At 66.9% G+C, this 16,123-nt stretch carries 13 protein-coding genes; 3 read left to right on the top strand and 10 right to left on the bottom strand.

Features of this window, described 5'->3' with window-relative positions; translation table 11 throughout:
• The 10 genes from folD to ndk form a co-directional block, all read right to left on the bottom strand.
• The gene (gene folD / locus QZ853_RS12240) at nucleotides 1–879 is read right to left on the bottom strand and encodes a bifunctional methylenetetrahydrofolate dehydrogenase/methenyltetrahydrofolate cyclohydrolase FolD (protein WP_295573550.1); all 879 of its coding nucleotides are present in this window, start codon (nucleotides 877–879) and stop codon (nucleotides 1–3) included.
• 78 nt (nucleotides 880–957) lie between these two features.
• Nucleotides 958–2,793 (bottom strand): monovalent cation:proton antiporter-2 (CPA2) family protein, encoded by a 1,836-nt coding sequence (locus tag QZ853_RS12235; RefSeq protein WP_286071722.1) that lies wholly within the window; start codon nucleotides 2,791–2,793, stop codon nucleotides 958–960.
• A gap of 208 nt (nucleotides 2,794–3,001) precedes the next feature.
• Nucleotides 3,002–4,144 (bottom strand): molybdopterin-synthase adenylyltransferase MoeB, encoded by a 1,143-nt coding sequence (gene moeB, locus QZ853_RS12230; protein WP_295573549.1) that lies wholly within the window; start codon nucleotides 4,142–4,144, stop codon nucleotides 3,002–3,004.
• Between the two features lie 162 nt (nucleotides 4,145–4,306).
• Complete coding sequence (der, locus tag QZ853_RS12225) at nucleotides 4,307–5,704, bottom strand: ribosome biogenesis GTPase Der (protein WP_106549640.1); 1,398 nt, start codon at nucleotides 5,702–5,704, stop codon at nucleotides 4,307–4,309.
• 15 nt (nucleotides 5,705–5,719) lie between these two features.
• The gene (gene bamB, locus QZ853_RS12220; protein ID WP_295573548.1) at nucleotides 5,720–6,928 is read right to left on the bottom strand and encodes an outer membrane protein assembly factor BamB; all 1,209 of its coding nucleotides are present in this window, start codon (nucleotides 6,926–6,928) and stop codon (nucleotides 5,720–5,722) included.
• On the bottom strand, nucleotides 6,928–7,566 hold the full coding sequence (locus QZ853_RS12215) for a tetratricopeptide repeat protein (RefSeq protein WP_295573546.1): 639 nt from the start codon (nucleotides 7,564–7,566) through the stop codon (nucleotides 6,928–6,930). The genes bamB and QZ853_RS12215 overlap by 1 nt, the downstream gene beginning before the upstream one ends.
• A gap of 65 nt (nucleotides 7,567–7,631) precedes the next feature.
• Complete coding sequence (locus QZ853_RS12210; protein WP_295573545.1) at nucleotides 7,632–8,507, bottom strand: RodZ domain-containing protein; 876 nt, start codon at nucleotides 8,505–8,507, stop codon at nucleotides 7,632–7,634.
• 18 nt (nucleotides 8,508–8,525) lie between these two features.
• Nucleotides 8,526–9,311: a type IV pilus biogenesis/stability protein PilW gene (pilW, locus tag QZ853_RS12205; RefSeq protein ID WP_295573544.1), complete on the bottom strand. Its 786-nt coding sequence runs from the start codon at nucleotides 9,309–9,311 to the stop codon at nucleotides 8,526–8,528.
• Entirely contained in the window at nucleotides 9,298–10,503 is a 1,206-nt protein-coding gene (gene rlmN / locus QZ853_RS12200; protein WP_295573536.1) for a 23S rRNA (adenine(2503)-C(2))-methyltransferase RlmN, read from the bottom strand. Before rlmN ends, pilW begins: the two co-directional genes overlap by 14 nt.
• Nucleotides 10,504–10,513: 10 nt before the next feature.
• Nucleotides 10,514–10,939 carry a nucleoside-diphosphate kinase gene (ndk, locus tag QZ853_RS12195; protein WP_008265389.1) on the bottom strand — a complete coding sequence of 142 codons (426 nt, stop codon included), beginning with the start codon at nucleotides 10,937–10,939 and terminating at the stop codon, nucleotides 10,514–10,516.
• Nucleotides 10,940–11,307: 368 nt separating this feature from the next.
• On the opposite strand from ndk, the gene QZ853_RS12190 reads away from it, so the two are divergent.
• The 3 genes from QZ853_RS12190 to QZ853_RS12180 all read left to right on the top strand — a co-directional run bounded on the left by QZ853_RS12190 (nucleotide 11,308) and on the right by QZ853_RS12180 (nucleotide 15,706).
• Nucleotides 11,308–11,961 carry a TetR/AcrR family transcriptional regulator gene (locus QZ853_RS12190; protein ID WP_295573532.1) on the top strand — a complete coding sequence of 218 codons (654 nt, stop codon included), beginning with the start codon at nucleotides 11,308–11,310 and terminating at the stop codon, nucleotides 11,959–11,961.
• Nucleotides 11,962–12,014: 53 nt separating this feature from the next.
• Nucleotides 12,015–14,387, top strand: a complete 2,373-nt coding sequence (locus tag QZ853_RS12185; RefSeq protein WP_295573529.1) for a 3-hydroxyacyl-CoA dehydrogenase/enoyl-CoA hydratase family protein — start codon at nucleotides 12,015–12,017, stop codon at nucleotides 14,385–14,387.
• 110 nt (nucleotides 14,388–14,497) lie between these two features.
• On the top strand, nucleotides 14,498–15,706 hold the full coding sequence (locus tag QZ853_RS12180; protein ID WP_005409292.1) for an acetyl-CoA C-acyltransferase: 1,209 nt from the start codon (nucleotides 14,498–14,500) through the stop codon (nucleotides 15,704–15,706).
• Nucleotides 15,707–16,123 lie beyond the last annotated feature (417 nt).

Genomic DNA, 16,123 nt, shown 5'->3' with positions numbered 1-16,123 from the left:
TCAGCTCAGCGCTTCCGCCGCTTCCAGCGTGTTCTGCATCAACGTGGCCACGGTCATCGGGCCCACGCCACCCGGCACCGGGGTAATCCAGCTGGCCCGCTGCGCCGCCGCCTCAAACCCGACATCGCCCACCAACCGGCCGTCGTCCAGCCGGTTGATACCCACATCGATCACCACCGCGCCCGGCTTCACCCACTCGCCCGGCACGATGCCCGGGCGGCCCACCGCCACCACCAGGATGTCGGCGTTGCGCACGGCCTGTTCCAGCACGTCCCTGGGGGTGAACTTGTGGCAGCTGGTCACGGTGCAGCCGGCAATCAGCAGCTCCAGGCCCATCGGCCGGCCGACGTGGTTGCTGACGCCGACGATGGTGGCGTTGCGGCCGCGCACCGGCTGGTCGGTGTGGCCCAGCAGCGTGGTGATGCCGCGCGGGGTGCACGGGCGCAGGCCGAACTCACGCAGGGCCAGGTGGCCGACGTTTTCCGGGTGGAACCCGTCCACGTCCTTGCGCGGGTCGATGCGCTGGATCAGCCGGCGCGCATCGGGGATGCCCGGCAGCGGCAGCTGGATCAGGATGCCGTTGATCTTCGGATCGGCGTTGAGCTGGTCGATCAGGTCGAGCAGTTCGGCTTCAGTGGTGCCGGCCGGCAGATCGTAGTCATGCGCCTCGATGCCGACCTTCTCGGCGGCACGGCGCTTGTTGCGCACGTAGACGGTCGAGGCCGGGTCGCCACCGACCAGCACCACGGCCAGGCCCGGACGGCTGCCGCCGGCGGCCACGCGGGCGTCGACGCGCACCTTCAGGCTGTCGAGCAGGTCCTCGGCGATACGGCGGCCATCGAGGATGCGGGCAGGATGCTGGGGGGCGGAATCGGTCATCGGGAGCGGGGGAACGGCGGCGGGGACGCTATTGTCCCTGATTCAGGCCCCCTCGCCCACCGGCCTTACCAGAACCGGTCAATCCTCTTCCTCTTCCGGCACCTGGTCGGCATTCAACGTGCGCGCCTTGCGCTTTGGCGCGGTGAACGGGGTCGGCGTGGGCACGCCTGGCAGCGCGCTGCCAAACACCATGTGCGCACCGGCACGCAGGCTGCCACCGGCCATTTCCAGCTCGAAGCGCTCGGCATCGCGCTCGCGGATCTGCTCCGCGATCTCCTGCGCGTCATCTTCGTCCGCACCCAGTTCCATCAGCGCGGCCTGGCCAAACAGCAGCGCCGATTCAAACGTCTCGCGGATCTGGAAATCGACGCCGGCATGGATCAACCGCAGCGAGTGCTCGCGGTCGAACGAGCGCACCAGCAGCTTGGCCTGCGGGAACTCATGCGCCACCAGTTCAACGATGCGGTCGGCATCCTCGGCGTTGTTCACGCACACCGCGATGGCCCGCGCGGTAGCGGCGCCGGAAGCATGCAGCACGTCCAGGCGGGTGCCATCGCCGTAATAGATCTTGAAACCAAAACGCTCGGCGTTGTGGATCATCTCCACATCGTTGTCGATGATGGTCACGTCCACGTCGCGCGCCAGCAGCGACTGGCTGGCGACCTGGCCGAAGCGGCCGAAACCGATCATCAGCACGCTGCCGGAAAGGCCATCGGCCTCGTCCACGCCGTCCATGTTCACCGTCGGCTTCGGCGCGATGCGCTTGTAGACCAGCACCACCAGCGGGGTCAGCGCCATCGACAGCACCACCACGGCGGTGAAGTTGGCATTGATCTCCAGGTTGATCACGCCGGCCGAAGCCGCAGCAGAGAACAGTACGAAGGCGAACTCGCCGCCCTGCGCCATCAGGACACCGCGATCCAGCGCCTGTGCGTGATCACTGCCCATGATGCGCGCGACCACGTAGATGCACAGCGCCTTGGCCGCCATCAGCGCCAGCACCAGGCCCAGGATCAGCGGCCAGTTTCCCGCCACCACGCCCAGGTCCAGCGCCATGCCCACGCTGAGGAAGAACAGGCCGAGCAGGATGCCGCGGAACGGCTCGATGTCCGCTTCGATCTGGTGGCGGAAGGTCGACTCGCTCAGCAGCACGCCGGCCAGGAACGCGCCCATCGCCATCGACAGGCCGGAAAGCTGCATCAGCAGTGCCGCGCCCAGCACCACCAGCAACGCGGCAGCGGTCATCACCTCGCGCGCCTTCGATTCGGCCAGCACGCGGAACAGCGGGTTGAGCAGGAAGCGGCCGACCAGCACCAGGCCGACGATGGCACCGACACCAATCGCCACCGACAGCCAGCGCGAACCCTCGCCATCGGCACTGCCCGCGCTCGGCGCCATCCACGCCACCAGGGCCAGCAACGGCACGATCAACAGGTCTTCGAACAGCAGGATCGAAACGATCTTCTGCCCCGACGGCAGCGCGATATCACCGCGCTCGGCCAGCAACTGCATCACCACCGCGGTGGAGGTGAGCACGAAGCCGGTGGCGCCGATGAAGGCGACCTGCCACGGGAAGCCGAACAGTTTGGCGATGCTGGTCAGCACCAGCGCACAGGTGGCGATCTGCAGCGTGCCCAGCCCGAAGATTTCCTTGCGCAGGCTCCACAGGTGCGACGGCCGCATTTCCAGGCCGATCACGAACAGGAACATCACCACGCCGAGTTCGGCGGTATGCAGGATCGCCTGCGGGTCGGAGAACCAGCCCAGCCCGAACGGTCCGATCGCCAGGCCAGCGGCGAAGTAGCCCAGCACCGAGCCCAGGCCGGCCCGGCGGAACAAAGGCACCATCACCACCGCCGCGCCCAGCAGGGCGACGACCTTGACCAGCTCGCTGGTCGCTGCTTCTACCGCCATCCGGTGTTTTCCCCAAGATCCAGAATCGGGTTCAACAATAGAGCAATGCCGATGACGGCAATAGCACGCATGTTGCGCCGGATTGTCTTGGAGGTGGAACGATGCCGGGAGTGACCCCCAATATCATCCCGAAAGCATGCCCTGTAGAGTCGAGCACGCGCGACTGCCTTTGGTCTCAACGCGCAGGGCCGTCGAGCGTGGCTCGACGCTACAGAGAGCCACCCCGGCAAAACGCGGCGTAATCGATATACCCCGGGAACGGCACGCCGGGCGCGCACACCGGGCACTGCGGATCAGGCCGGATGCCGGTCTCGCGGAAGCGCATGCCCAGCGCATCGAAGCGCAGCAACCGCCCCACCAGCGGCTCACCGATGCCCAGCAGCAGCTTCAGCACTTCGGTGGCCTGCAGCACCCCAGCCAATCCAGGCAGCACCCCCAGCACGCCGGCTTCGGAACAGTTCGGCGCGAACTCCGGCGGCGGCGGCTCCGGGAACAGGCAGCGGTAGCAGGGCGCCACACCACGCTGGCGGCCTGCGTCAAACACGCTTACCTGGCCGTCGAAGCGCTCGATGGCGGCATACACCAGCGGCGTGGCGTGCTTGATGCAGGCATCGTTGAGCAGGTAGCGCAGCGGGAAGTTGTCCGAGCCGTCCAGCACCACGTCCACGCCGTCCAGCAGCACATCCACGTTCTCGGATGTGACCCGCTCAGGCACGGCCTCGACCTCGATCGACGGGTTCAGTGCCAGCAACCGCTCGCGCGCCGAATCGACCTTGAGCTGGCCGACGCTGGCCTCGGTATGCACGATCTGCCTGTGCAGGTTGCTGCGCTCCACGCGGTCATGGTCGGCAAAACGCAGATGCCCTACCCCGGCTGCGGCCAGATAGAAGCCGGCCGGCGCCCCCAGGCCGCCCGCGCCCAGCACCAGCACGCGTGATTGCAGCAACCGGCGCTGCCCGGCTTCGCCGACCTGCGGCAGCAGCAGGTGGCGTGAATAACGATCAAAGAAATCACGGTCGGCGGCGCTGGACAGCGGCTGCACCAACGGCAGCGACTGTTCGCGCCAGGCCACGGTGCCGCCGGTCACGGAAGCGACATTTGTGTAGCCTGCCTCCAGCAGGAACTGCGCGGCATCGGCCGAGCGCTTGCCGCTCTGGCAGATCAACAGGATGTGCTGGTCCTGCCGTGGCAGATGCGCGGCCGGGTCGGCCTGCAGCTCGACCTTGGCCACGCCACGCGCGCCTTCGGCCATGCCGCCGGCCCGCTCGTGCGCCTCGCGCACATCGATCAGCACGGCGCCGTGGGCGAGGCGTTCATGGGCCTGCTGCGGGGAAAGCTGGGGAATGCTCATGCACCCATTGTAGAGCGGCCGTCGGGGCTGTCGTGGAATGCCGGAACCCCGCGCTGCGCGCGGTAGTCGGCTCTACCCAGTCGGCTCTCGCCGGTCGCCGTTGCCCCGCCCCGCGGCGGCGCTCAAATGAAGAAGGCGGCCCTGCGGCCGCCTTCTCGTAGATCACTTGCCCTTGACGTGCTTCATCAAGCGCCGCTTGGCCTTGATCTGCCGCTCGGTGAGGACGTTTTTCTTGCCCTCGTAAGGGTTGGCACCCTCGCGGAAGATGAAGCTCACCGGCGTGCCGATCAGCTTGAAGCGCTTGCGGAAGAAGTTCTCCAGGTAGCGCTTGTACGACTCCTGCAGCTCCTTCAGGCGCGTGCCGTGCACGATGAAGGTCGGCGGGTTGGCGCCGGCCGGGTGTACGTAGCGCAGCTTGGAGACATGGCCGCGGATGGTCGGCGGCGGATTGGTCTCGTACGCCACTTCCAGCGCCTTGTTCACTTCGCTGGTGGTGAAGGTCTTGTTCGCCGATTCGTGCGCGCGGTGTACCGCACGGAACAGCTCTCGCAGGCCCGAGCCGTGCTTGGCCGAGATGCGCACCGATTCGGCCCACGGCACGAAGCCGAGCTTCAGCGACAGCATGGTTTCCGCCTGCTCGCGCTGGTACTCGGTCAGGCCATCCCACTTGTTGATGGCGATCACCAGCGCACGGCCGGCGTCGAGCACGGCGCCGAGCACGGTGGCGTCCTGATCGGTCACGCCTTCGGTGGCGTCCAGCATCAGCACCGCCACCTGGCACTGCTCGATCGACTGCATGGTCTTGACCACCGAGAATTTCTCGACGACCTCGTCCACGCGCGAACGGCGGCGCAGGCCGGCGGTATCGATCAGGCGGTACTCGCGGCCGTCGCGCTCCAGATCCACCGCGATCGAGTCGCGGGTGGTGCCCGGCACGTCGGAGGCGATCATGCGCTCCTCGCCGAGGATGCGGTTGACCAGGGTCGACTTGCCCACGTTCGGGCGGCCGACGAAGGCGATGCGGATGCGGTTCGGATCGTTGTCGAGCTCTTCGCCGCTGCCTTCTTCCGGCAGGCGCTGGATCACTTCATCCAGCAGGTCGTCCAGACCCTGGCGATGCGCGGCCGAGACGGTCAGCATCTCGCCGAAGCCGTAACGGGCGAACTCGGACCGCACGCTGTCCTCGTCGGTGCCGTCGATCTTGTTGATCAGCAGCAGCGTCGGGCGCGACAGCTTGCGCAGCCAGGCCAGGATCTCGTCGTCCAGCGCCGAGGTGCCCTCACGGGCATCAACGACGAACAGGATCAGATCGGCTTCGGCGGCAGCAGCACGCGCCTGGCGCGTGGTGGCACCGGCCAGGCCTTCGTCTTCGCCGGCAATACCGCCGGTATCCACGACGAGGAAATGGTTGTCCTCGTCGAGGCGGCAGACGCCGTAGTTGCGATCGCGGGTGACGCCGGGCTGGTCATGGACCAGGGCGTCACGGGTGCGCGTCAGCGCATTGAAAATAGTCGACTTGCCGACGTTCGGCCGTCCAACCAGGGCGACCAAAGGCAGCATCGCGATTACTCCAATTTAATTTGCCAACCGGAAGGCGGTCAGCTTGCCATCAACGTTCTGCACCAGCAGCACCCCGTCTACGACGACCGGCTGGGCCAGCAGGGCGTCGCCGCCGCTCTTCGCCCGTGCCGCCATCGCACCATCGGAGGTCTTCAACCAGTGCACGTATCCCTTGTAGTCACCGACCACCACGTAGTCGCCCTGCAGCGCCGGGCCGGTCAGCGAACGACGCGCCAGCGCGGTCTGCGACCACATGGCAGCGCCGGTGCCCTTGTCCAGGCCGAACACGCCACCCTTGTTGTCGGTCACGAACACATTGCCCGACGACACTGCCACGCCACCGGCACCGCCATGGTCGCGCGCCCACAGCGGGCGGCCGGTCGGGCCTTCAATGGCCATGGTCTGGTTCTTGAAGCTGCTCACGAAGAGGGTGTTGCCCTCCAGAACCGGAGCGCCGTCGACGTCGGCCATGCGGTCCAGCTCGGTACGGCCTTCGCCGTTGCCAAGGTTCTGTTCCCACAGGGTACGCCCATCCTGCATGGCCAGCGCGGCAACCGCACCTTCGTCCTTGCCGATGAACAGCACGCCCGGACCGGTGACCACCGGCGCGTTGCCGCGCACGGTCAGCGCTGGCAGTTCGCTCGGGTTGAACCACTTCTGGGTGCCGTTGCCGGCATCGAAGGCGGTGACGCGGCCGTCATTGCTGCGCACGAACACCAGGCCCTGCGCCACGGCCGGCGCGGCAATGACCTCACCCGGCACACGGGCGCGCCACTTCTCGCTGCCATCATTGATGTCCAGGGCAATGACCTGGCCGTCAAGCGTGCCGATCACGACCAGGTTCTCACCGACACCCGGGCCGCCGGACAGGCGCAGCTTGGGCTTCTTCTTTTCTTTGGTCGGCTCCCAGGTCCAGACCTTCTTGCCGGTCTGCAGGTCGATGGCATGCACGCCACCGGTGATCGCCGCGGCGAACACATGGCCATTGGCCACGGCCGGGCCCTGGCGCACGCCAATGCGGCGCTCGCCCTTGCCGAGATTGACCGACCAGGCTTTGTTGACCTTCACGCTCGGCTCGAACTTGACCAGTTCAGCCGGCTCCAGCGCCTTCTTCGCTGCCGCGTCCTTGCCGGCGAACCAGCCCTTCACGGTGCTGCAGCCGGTCAGGGCCATGCCCATCAGGAGCACGGTGGCGACGCGGGTGATCATGACCTTCTGACTCATCAAACCGACTCCGCAGGGGCGGCGACCGTGCCGCCGGCATCCATAACCTTGGTTTCCAGCAGGCGCCGCTGCGGCGCTGCCACGTCCAGCGACTTCAGCGCCTTCTCGTACTGTTCACGGGCGCCATCGCGCTTGCCCTGCGCCATCAGCGCGTCGCCATGGATTTCCAGGCTGCTGCTGTCGGTGGCGCTGCCCAGCAGCTTGATCGCCTCGTCGCTCTTGCCGGTGGCCACCAGCAGGCGGGCCACGCGCTGGTCGACCACGCGCTGCAGGTCGCCTTCGACCTTCACGCTGCGCAGGGTGGCCAGCGCTTCTTCGTTCTTGCCAGCGTCGACCTGGGCCTTGGCCAGCTGCAGCGCCGCGAGGTCGCCGTAGATGCTGGACGGGCCGGCTTCGAGCGCCTTCACGGCCTTGGCCGCGTCATCGAGCTTGTTCTGCTGAAGGCCGACCAGCGCCTTCTGGTACTCGACATTGGCCGAGGCCAGCTTGCCGCCCTGATCCTTCTGGTACCACTGCCAGCCGGCAATGGCACCGATGGCGATGACCACGCCACCGAGGATGCTGGCGCCATTCTTCCGCAGCCAGCTGCGGACGCGTTCACTTTGTTCGTGCTCGTCGAGCAGATCGTCGATCGCCATGCGTACTCTCGCCCCGCCCATCGGGAGGGACCATTGGGTTTAATCGAAGGTGGTGAAACCGCGCCTCAGTGCGAAACCGGGACTACGGAGCCTTCAGAGGATACCTGAAAGCGTGCCACGTTGGCTCGCTGGTAGGGGGTCAGATCGACGATAGCGCCGTTCTGCTGAACCTGGACCGCCGAAGCGTTGCCCAGGGTCACCCGGCTCACCTGGCCCGGGGTGAAGCTGCGGCTCTCGCCGGACTTGATCAGCGCCTTTTCCACGGTGGCGCCGTCCGGGCCACCGATATCGACCCAGCTGTCACCGCTGAACTGCATCTCCAGCGTGTTGCCGGCAGCGACGGCGGCCGGGGCCGGACGCGGCACCGGGGCCAGCGAGGCCACATACGGGGTCGCCGCCGGCTTGCCGGCCGGGGCGGTACTGGCGACCTCAGCCGACGCCGTCGGCTCGACGCCAGCGGCGGACGGAGCCACCGGCACAGCGGCCGGGATGGCGTCCAGCGAGGCGGTGCTCGGCGACGGGGTCGCGCTGCCATCGAAATGGCCGCGGGTGGCGAACCACACCGGCACGGCCAGCACGGCGGTGATGCCGACATACAGCATGCGCCTGCCGAGGTTCTCGGCAATCCGCCGCGCACGCGGGGTATGGGTATGGCTGACGAGGGTGGGCGGCACGACCGGACCGACCTGGGCCTGCTCCAGCAGTTCGCTGACGTCCACGTTGAGCAGGCGCGCATAGCTGCGCAGCTGGCCGCGCACGAACACCGGCGCGCCGAGCTTCTGCCATTGTTCTTCTTCCAGCGACTTGACCACCTGGACCGGCATGCGCAGGCGCGAGCCGACATCCTCGAGGGTCAGCCCGGCCGCCTCGCGGGCCTGGCGCAGGCGGGTGCCGCAGCCGGCCGCAGTCTCGAGAGCGCTCACAGTCTGGTCATCAATCACAATGCATCAACCCTGGAGTTAGGAGCCCGCGTCCTGCGGAAATTCCTGTCGAATCCGCTGCAGATACCGATCAGATGCTGCCCGATCGCCCAGCCGCGCTTCGATTTGAGACGCAAGTTGTAACACGGAACGCGTGGCGGGTGCAGCCGCAATCCTGCGTTCGGCGAAGGCCCGGGCCTCCATGTAGCGGCCCTGGCGGAAGCTCAGCTGGGCCATCGCCTCGAGCGCGACCGGGTTGCCCGGCAGTGTCGTCAGCGCGGCGCGCAGGTCGCGCTCGGCACGTTCGAGCTGGCCGGCATCCAGTGCACAGCCGCCGGCATTGGCCTGCGCCTCGGCCGGGGTGGCATAGCCCGGGGCCTGCACCGCACGATCGAACCAGACCAGCGATTCGGCCGGCCGGCCCTGCTGGCACAGCCACGCACCATAGTTGTTGAGGATGTCGCCGCGCTGCGGCGCCAGCTCGGCCGCCCTGCGGAAGTTCTCGCCGGCCTGCTGAGTACGGCCACGGCGCTCGTCAATGCCGGCCAGCAGCATCAGTGCGTCCGGTGCTTCCGGGGCCAACTTCTGCGCGTCGCGCGCCTTGCGCTCGGCAGCGTCGAGATTGCCGACCTGCATGTCGCGGGCGGCCAGGGCAAGCAGTTCCTGCCAGCGCACGTGGCGACGCACGTTGTCCGGATCGCGCACCGAATACACCGGCGCCACGCTGGGCCCCAGCTTGGCCTTGGGTTGGGATTTGCAGCCGACGACCGCGAGGGCCAGCGTGCCGGCGAGCACAACCAGCCAGAGGCGGTCAGGCCGCGGCATCGCTCCCCTTCCCCGCCTGCAGCGCCTTGTTGAACTCCGCCTGGCGGCGGGTGCGGTCCATCACCTGGCCCTTGAGCTGGCCACAGGCGGCGTCGATGTCGTCGCCACGGGTGCGGCGGACCATGGTCAGCACGTTGCTGTCGAGCAGGATCTTCTGGAAGGCGCGGATATGCGCCTCTTCGGAACGCTCGTAGCGGGTGCCCGGGAACGGGTTGAACGGGATCAGGTTGACCTTGCCCGAGTCCCTGGCCTGTACCGCGTTGTCGAACTGGTGCATCAGGCGCGCCAGCTCGCGGGCATGCTCGGGCTTGTCGTTGATGCCCTTCATCAGGGTGTATTCGAAGGTCACCGATTCGCGGCGCTTGTTGGCGCGCAGGTAACGTGCGCACGAGGCCATCAGCTCGGCGATCGGGTACTTCTTGTTCAGTGGCACCAGCGTTTCGCGCAGTGCGTCATTGGGCGCATGCAGGGAAACGGCCAGCGATACGTCGCTTTCGGCGGACAGACGATCGATCTGCGGCACCAGGCCGGAGGTCGACAGGGTCACGCGCTTGTTGGCCAGGCCGTAGCCCAGATCGTCGCGCATCACGCTCATCGCGCGCACGACGTTGTCGAAATTCATCAGCGGCTCGCCCATGCCCATCATCACCACGTTGGTGAGGCGGCGCATCTGGTGCGGCACATTGCCCAGGTGGCGCGCCGCGACCCACACCTGGCCGATGATCTCGGCGGTGGTCAGGTTGCGGTTGAAGCCCTGGGTGGCGGTGGAGCAGAACGTGCAGTTCAGGCCGCAGCCGACCTGCGAGGACACGCACAGCGTGCCGCGGGTCTTGTCCGGGATGTACACGGTCTCGATGGCGTTCTTGCCATCCACGCCCATCGCCAGCAGCCACTTGTGGGTGCCGTCGGCGGAGGGCTTGTCGAACACGATGTTGGGGACAACGACCTCGGCATGGGCCTGCAGCTTGGCGCGCAGGACCTTGCCGAGATCGGTCATTTCATCGAAGTCGGTGACGTAGCGATGGTGGATCCACTTCATCACCTGATGGGCACGGAACTTCTTTTCGCCGAGTTTTTCGACGAAAAACTGTTCCAGGCCCGCGCGATCGAGGTCGAGCAGGTTCTGCTTGCCAGCCGTGGGTGCCGACTTCGGCAGCGGCTGGATGGCGGGGGACTGTACGACCTCGTTCACGGCATTACTCTCAGCGCGAGACGACTTCGGTGGCGGCGAAGAAGTAGGCGATTTCAATCGCGGCATTCTCGACCGAGTCCGAGCCGTGGGCGGCGTTGGCATCGATGGATTCGGCGAAGTCGGCGCGGATGGTGCCCGCAGCGGCTTCCTTCGGGTTGGTGGCGCCCAGCAGGTCGCGGTGGGCCAGGACGGCGTTCTCGCCTTCCAGGGCCTGGATCATCACCGGGCCGGAGATCATGAACTCGACCAGCGCGTTGAAGAACGGACGCTCGCGGTGCACGGCGTAGAAGCCTTCGGCTTCACGGCGCGACAGCTGCTTGTACTTGGCGGCCACGACCTTCAGGCCGGCCTTCTCGAAGCGGGCGTAGATTTCGCCGATGACGTTCTTGGCAACGGCGTCCGGCTTGATGATCGAAAGGGTGCGCTCCAGCGCCATGGGATGTCTCCAATGGAATCGGGCCGCTGATGGCCCGAAGGGTAACATGAAAAAAACCCGCGTCGGGACGCGGGCTTAGCCTGATAAACGTGGGCGAATTGTAAAAGATAAAGCGCTGGCGTGGTAGTGCCGGCCGCCGGCCAGCAACGCCGTCGTGGCCGGGGTCACAGCTCTACAGGGAGGCTCGCCCCCATTCCGGGGCTCACCGCTGGGGTCGGCGCCCCCGTTCGAGGATCCGTCCGCGCCTGCCCATTCACCCACCTGAGCGGATTCTGACCACCCTGCGCATTTTTGCTGCACTGCAAAATGCCATACGGTACCGTCTGGTCCTAGTATCAAACAATCGTTTGATTAAGGTCCGCCCACCGATGGCCAAGCCCGCCCACTTCTCGACCAAGGACCGGATCCTCGGTGCCGCCGAGGAGCTGTTCGCCCAGCACGGTTTCGCAGGCACCTCACTGCGCCAGGTTACCAGTCAGGCCGATGTCAACATCGCCGCGGTCAACTACCACTTCGGCTCCAAGGAAAACCTGGTCAACGAGGTATTCCGTCGCCGTATGGACGAGATGACCGGCGCCCGCCTGTCACAGCTCGAACGTGCCCGCGCCGAACACCCCGGGCAGCTGCGTCCGGTGCTGGCCGCCTTCGTCGAGCCAGCGCTGGCGCTGGCCCAGGACCGCCAGAACGGCGGCGCCTTCGTGCGCGTGATCGCCCGCGCCTACGCCGAGAAGAACGACAACCTGCGCAAGTTCCTGTCCGACCACTACGGCCACGTGCTGCGTGCGTTCGGCAAGGCCATCGGCGAGTGCGTGCCCGGCCTGAGCAAGGAAGAGCTGTACTGGCGCCTGGACTTCCTGGCCGGTTCGCTCACCTATGCCATGGCCGACTTCGGGCTGATCAAGCGTCCCGCCGGTGTCACCGAAGCGGCGCATCGTGCCCATGCCGCCCACGAACTGATCCATTTCGCCGAAGCCGGGTTCCGCGCCGCCGCACGCGCCAGCGCCCTGCCCGCTTCCCCTTGATTCCACCGGGTGTGACCCACCCAGTAACTGCTGACCAACAAAGGCCCTACACCATGTCCAATTCCCTGCTAGTCCGCCGCGCCGCCGTGCTGGGTGCCGGCGTCATGGGTGCCCAGATCGCCGCCCACCTCACCAACGCGGGCGTCGACACCGTGCTGTTCGATCTGCCTGCCAAGGAAGGTCCGGCCGACGGCATCGTGCTGAAGGCGATCGCCAACCTGGGCAAGCTGAGCCCGGCGCCGCTGGCCAGCAAGTCGCTGGCCGAAGCCATCACCCCGGCCAACTACGAGTCCGGCCTGGAGCAGCTGAAGGACTGCGACCTGATCATCGAGGCCATCGCCGAGCGCATGGACTGGAAGCAGGACCTGTACAAGAAGATCGCCCCGTTCGTGGCTGACCACGCGGTGCTGGCCTCCAACACCTCGGGCCTGGGCATCAACAAGCTGGCCGACGTGCTGCCCGAGCAGCTGCGCCACCGCTTCTGCGGCGTGCATTTCTTCAACCCGCCGCGCTACATGCACCTGGCCGAGCTGATCCCGGCCACCACCACCGACAAGGCGGTGCTGGAAGGCCTGGAAGCGTTCCTGGTCACCACCCTGGGCAAGGGCGTGGTGTACGCCAAGGACACCCCGAACTTCATCGGCAACCGCATCGGCGTGTTCTCGATCCTGTCCACCATCCACCACACCCAGCAGTTCGGCCTGGGCTTCGATGAAGTGGACGGCCTGACCGGCCCGCTGGTGGGCCGCCCGAAGTCGGCCACCTACCGCACCTCCGACGTGGTCGGCCTGGACACCATGGCCCACGTGATCAAGACCATGGGCGACACGCTGCCCAATGACCCGTGGCATGAATTCTTCAAGTCGCCAAAGTGGCTCGACGCGCTGATCGCCAAGGGTGCGCTGGGCCAGAAGACCGGCGCCGGCATCTTCCGCAAGGTCGGCAAGGACATCGTGGTCCTCGACCTGGAAAAGCAGGACTACCGTCCGGCCGACCGCACCGCCGCGCCGGAACTGGTCGAGATCCTGAAGATCAAGAACCCGGCCGAGAAGTTCGCCAAGCTGCGCGAAAGCCAGCACCCGCAGGCGCAGTTCCTGTGGGCGACCTTCCGCGACCTGTTCCACTACAGCGCCTACCACCTGGCCGACATCGCCGAGACCGCGCGTGACGTTGACCTGGCCATCCGCTGGGGCTACGGCTGGTCGCTGGGCCCGTTCGAAACCTGGCAGGCCGCCGGCTGGAAGCAGGTCGCGCAGTGGATCGCCGATGACATCGTCGCCGGCAAGAGCATGAGCAACGCCCCGCTGCCGGACTGGGTGTTCGATGGCCGCGACGGCGTGCACGCTGCCGAGGGTAGCTACAGCCCGTCGCGCAACGCCAAGCTGCCGCGCTCGTCGCTGCCGGTGTACCAGCGCCAGCGCTTCCCGGATCCGCTGCTGGGCGAAAAGTTCGCGCCGGGCGAGACCGTGTTCGAGAACGACGGCCTGCGCATGTGGCACGACGGTGATGGCATCGCCGTGGTCAGCTTCAAGACCAAGATGAACACCGTGTCCGACCAGGCGCTCGATGGCCTGCAGGAATGTGTCAGCCGCGCCGAAAAGGATTTCCAGGGCCTGGTGATCTGGCAGCAGAAGGAACCCTTCTCCGCCGGTGCCGACCTGGCCGGTGCGCTGGGCCTGCTGCAGGCCGGCAAGGTCGACCAGTTCGAAGAGATGGTCGCCAACTTCCAGCGCACCAGCCAGCGCATCAAGTACTCGCTGGTGCCGGTGGTGGCCGCGGTGCGGGGCCTGGCCCTGGGCGGCGGCTGCGAATTCCAGATGCACAGCGCCAAGACCGTGGCCTTCCTGGAAAGCTACATCGGCCTGGTCGAGGCCGGCGTCGGCCTGCTGCCGGCCGGTGGCGGCCTGAAGGAACTGGCCGTGCGCGCCTCGCAGGCCGCCGGTCCGGGCGGTGACGTGTTCGCCGAACTGAAGAAGACCTTCGAGACCGTGGCGATGGCCAAGGTGTCCAACTCGGCGGTCAACGCCCAGGAACTGGGCCTGCTGCGCAGCACCGACAAGGTGGTGTTTAACAGCTACGAGGCGCTGTACATCGCCAAGGCCGAAGCGCGCGCCCTGGCCGAAGCGGGCTACCGTCCGCCGCTGCCGGCACGCCGCATCCAGGTCGCCGGTGACGTGGGCATCGCCACCTTCAAGATGATGCTGGTCAACATGCTGGAAGGCCGCTTCATCAGCCCGTACGACTACGAGATCGCCGAGCGCATCGCCACCGTGCTGTGCGGCGGCAAGGTCGACCGCGGCACCCTGGTCGACGAAGAGTGGCTGCTGACCCTGGAGCGCAAGCATTTCGTTGAACTGGCCCAGCAGGAAAAGACCCAGGCCCGCATCGCACACATGCTGAAGACCGGCAAGCCGCTGCGGAACTGATCGCCACCCCTGCTTTTGGTGGGTGCCGACCGTGGGTCGGCACTCCTCCGCCTCTGGTAGGTGCCCACCTTGGTGGGCACACCGGCAAAAAACTTCGAGAGATCACTGCAATGACCAAGCAAATCCAGGACGCCTACATCGTCGCCGCCACCCGTACCCCGGTGGGCAAGGCGCCCAAGGGCATGTTCCGCAACACCCGCCCCGACGACATGCTTGCGCACGTGCTGCGCAGCGTCGTCGCACAGGCGCCGGGCGTGGACGTCAACCGCATCGATGACGCGATCATCGGCTGCGCCATGCCGGAAGCCGAGCAGGGCATGAACGTGGCGCGCATCGGCGTGCTGCTGGCTGGCCTGCCCAACACCATCGCCGCGCAGACCGTGAACCGCTTCTGCTCCTCCGGCCTGCAGGCCGTGGCGCAGGCCGCCGATGCGATCCGCCTGGGCAACGCCGACCTGATGCTGGCCGGCGGCACCGAGTCGATGTCGATGGTGCCGATGATGGGCAACAAGATCGCGATGGCGCCGAGCGTGTTCGACAACGACCACGTAGCCATCGCCTACGGCATGGGCATCACCGCCGAGAAGGTGGCCGAAGAGTGGAAGGTCTCGCGCGAGGACCAGGATGCGTTCGCCCTCGCCTCGCACCAGAAGGCCATGGCCGCCATCCAGAACGGCGAATTCAAGGACGAGATCAGCCCGTACGAGATCGTCTCGCACCTGCCGGACCTGGCAGATGGACAGCGCATCATCACCCGCAACAAGATCGCCGACACCGACGAAGGCCCGCGCCCGGATTCCTCGGCCGAAGGCCTGGCCAAGCTGCGCCCGGTGTTCCGCAACGGCCAGTTCGGCGGCACCGTCACCGCCGGCAACTCGTCGCAGATGAGCGACGGCGCCGGCGCCGTGCTGCTGGCCTCGGAACAGGCGATCAAGGATTACGGCCTGACCCCGCTGGCGCGTTTTGTCAGCTTCTCGGTGGCCGGCGTGCGCCCGGAAGTAATGGGCATCGGCCCGATCGCCGCGATTCCGAAGGCACTGAAGCAGGCTGGCCTGACCCAGGACCAGCTGGACTGGATCGAACTGAATGAAGCGTTCGCCGCGCAGTCGCTGGCGGTGATCCGCGACTGCGGCCTGGACCCCAGCAAGGTCAACCCGCTGGGCGGCGCGATCGCCCTGGGCCATCCGCTGGGTGCGACCGGTGCGATCCGCACCGCCACCCTGCTGCACGGCCTGCGTCGTCGCCAGCAGAAGTACGGCATGGTGACGATGTGCATCGGCACCGGCATGGGCGCGGCGGGTATTTTCGAGGCGCTGTAAGGATCAAAGCGTTGCCGGCTGGAGTGTCGGTTGGCTGTCGGGCCCGGGTGGGTGAGGCTGCCCGGGACACGCCGTAAACCCGTCCTTGGGGGCTCGATGGCGCCTTGCTCGTGTGCGCCGTCCTGCGCACACGGCAAGACCGGGGTTGGGCGTCCTGCCCAACCCGCCCGAGGCATGCCTCGGGCCCATGGCGCCAACGGTCCCGGTCAGCCTCACCCACCCGTGCCACCCGGCATTCCGCGCGGCGGCGGGGTGAGCAAAGGCAGGGCAAGAGCTGGGTTCAGAGCCCTTTGCTACGCAACGGGCTCTGACCCCGACCCACGAAAAAAGGCAGCCATTGGCTGCCTTTTTGCTTTTGCCTTTGCCTTTGATTCCGCCCTTCCCGTCCGCGCCCGCAGGAAACCTGACAGGCGGGAC

It is taken from the genome of uncultured Stenotrophomonas sp. (assembly GCF_913778665.1).
GTDB lineage: Bacteria > Pseudomonadota > Gammaproteobacteria > Xanthomonadales > Xanthomonadaceae > Stenotrophomonas.
The sequence above is the reverse complement of the archived record's forward strand: the minus strand, read 5'-3'. Positions and strand labels throughout refer to the sequence as shown.

Coding starts and splice junctions, on each gene's coding strand:
- folD (WP_295573550.1), bottom strand. CDS start 879: ATGACCGATTCCGCCCCCCAGCATCCTGCCCGCATCCTCGATGGCCGC.
- QZ853_RS12235 (WP_286071722.1), bottom strand. CDS start 2,793: ATGGCGGTAGAAGCAGCGACCAGCGAGCTGGTCAAGGTCGTCGCCCTG.
- moeB (WP_295573549.1), bottom strand. CDS start 4,144: ATGAGCATTCCCCAGCTTTCCCCGCAGCAGGCCCATGAACGCCTCGCC.
- der (WP_106549640.1), bottom strand. CDS start 5,704: ATGCTGCCTTTGGTCGCCCTGGTTGGACGGCCGAACGTCGGCAAGTCG.
- bamB (WP_295573548.1), bottom strand. CDS start 6,928: ATGAGTCAGAAGGTCATGATCACCCGCGTCGCCACCGTGCTCCTGATG.
- QZ853_RS12215 (WP_295573546.1), bottom strand. CDS start 7,566: ATGGCGATCGACGATCTGCTCGACGAGCACGAACAAAGTGAACGCGTC.
- pilW (WP_295573544.1), bottom strand. CDS start 9,311: ATGCCGCGGCCTGACCGCCTCTGGCTGGTTGTGCTCGCCGGCACGCTG.
- ndk (WP_008265389.1), bottom strand. CDS start 10,939: ATGGCGCTGGAGCGCACCCTTTCGATCATCAAGCCGGACGCCGTTGCC.
- QZ853_RS12190 (WP_295573532.1), top strand. CDS start 11,308: ATGGCCAAGCCCGCCCACTTCTCGACCAAGGACCGGATCCTCGGTGCC.
- QZ853_RS12185 (WP_295573529.1), top strand. CDS start 12,015: ATGTCCAATTCCCTGCTAGTCCGCCGCGCCGCCGTGCTGGGTGCCGGC.
- QZ853_RS12180 (WP_005409292.1), top strand. CDS start 14,498: ATGACCAAGCAAATCCAGGACGCCTACATCGTCGCCGCCACCCGTACC.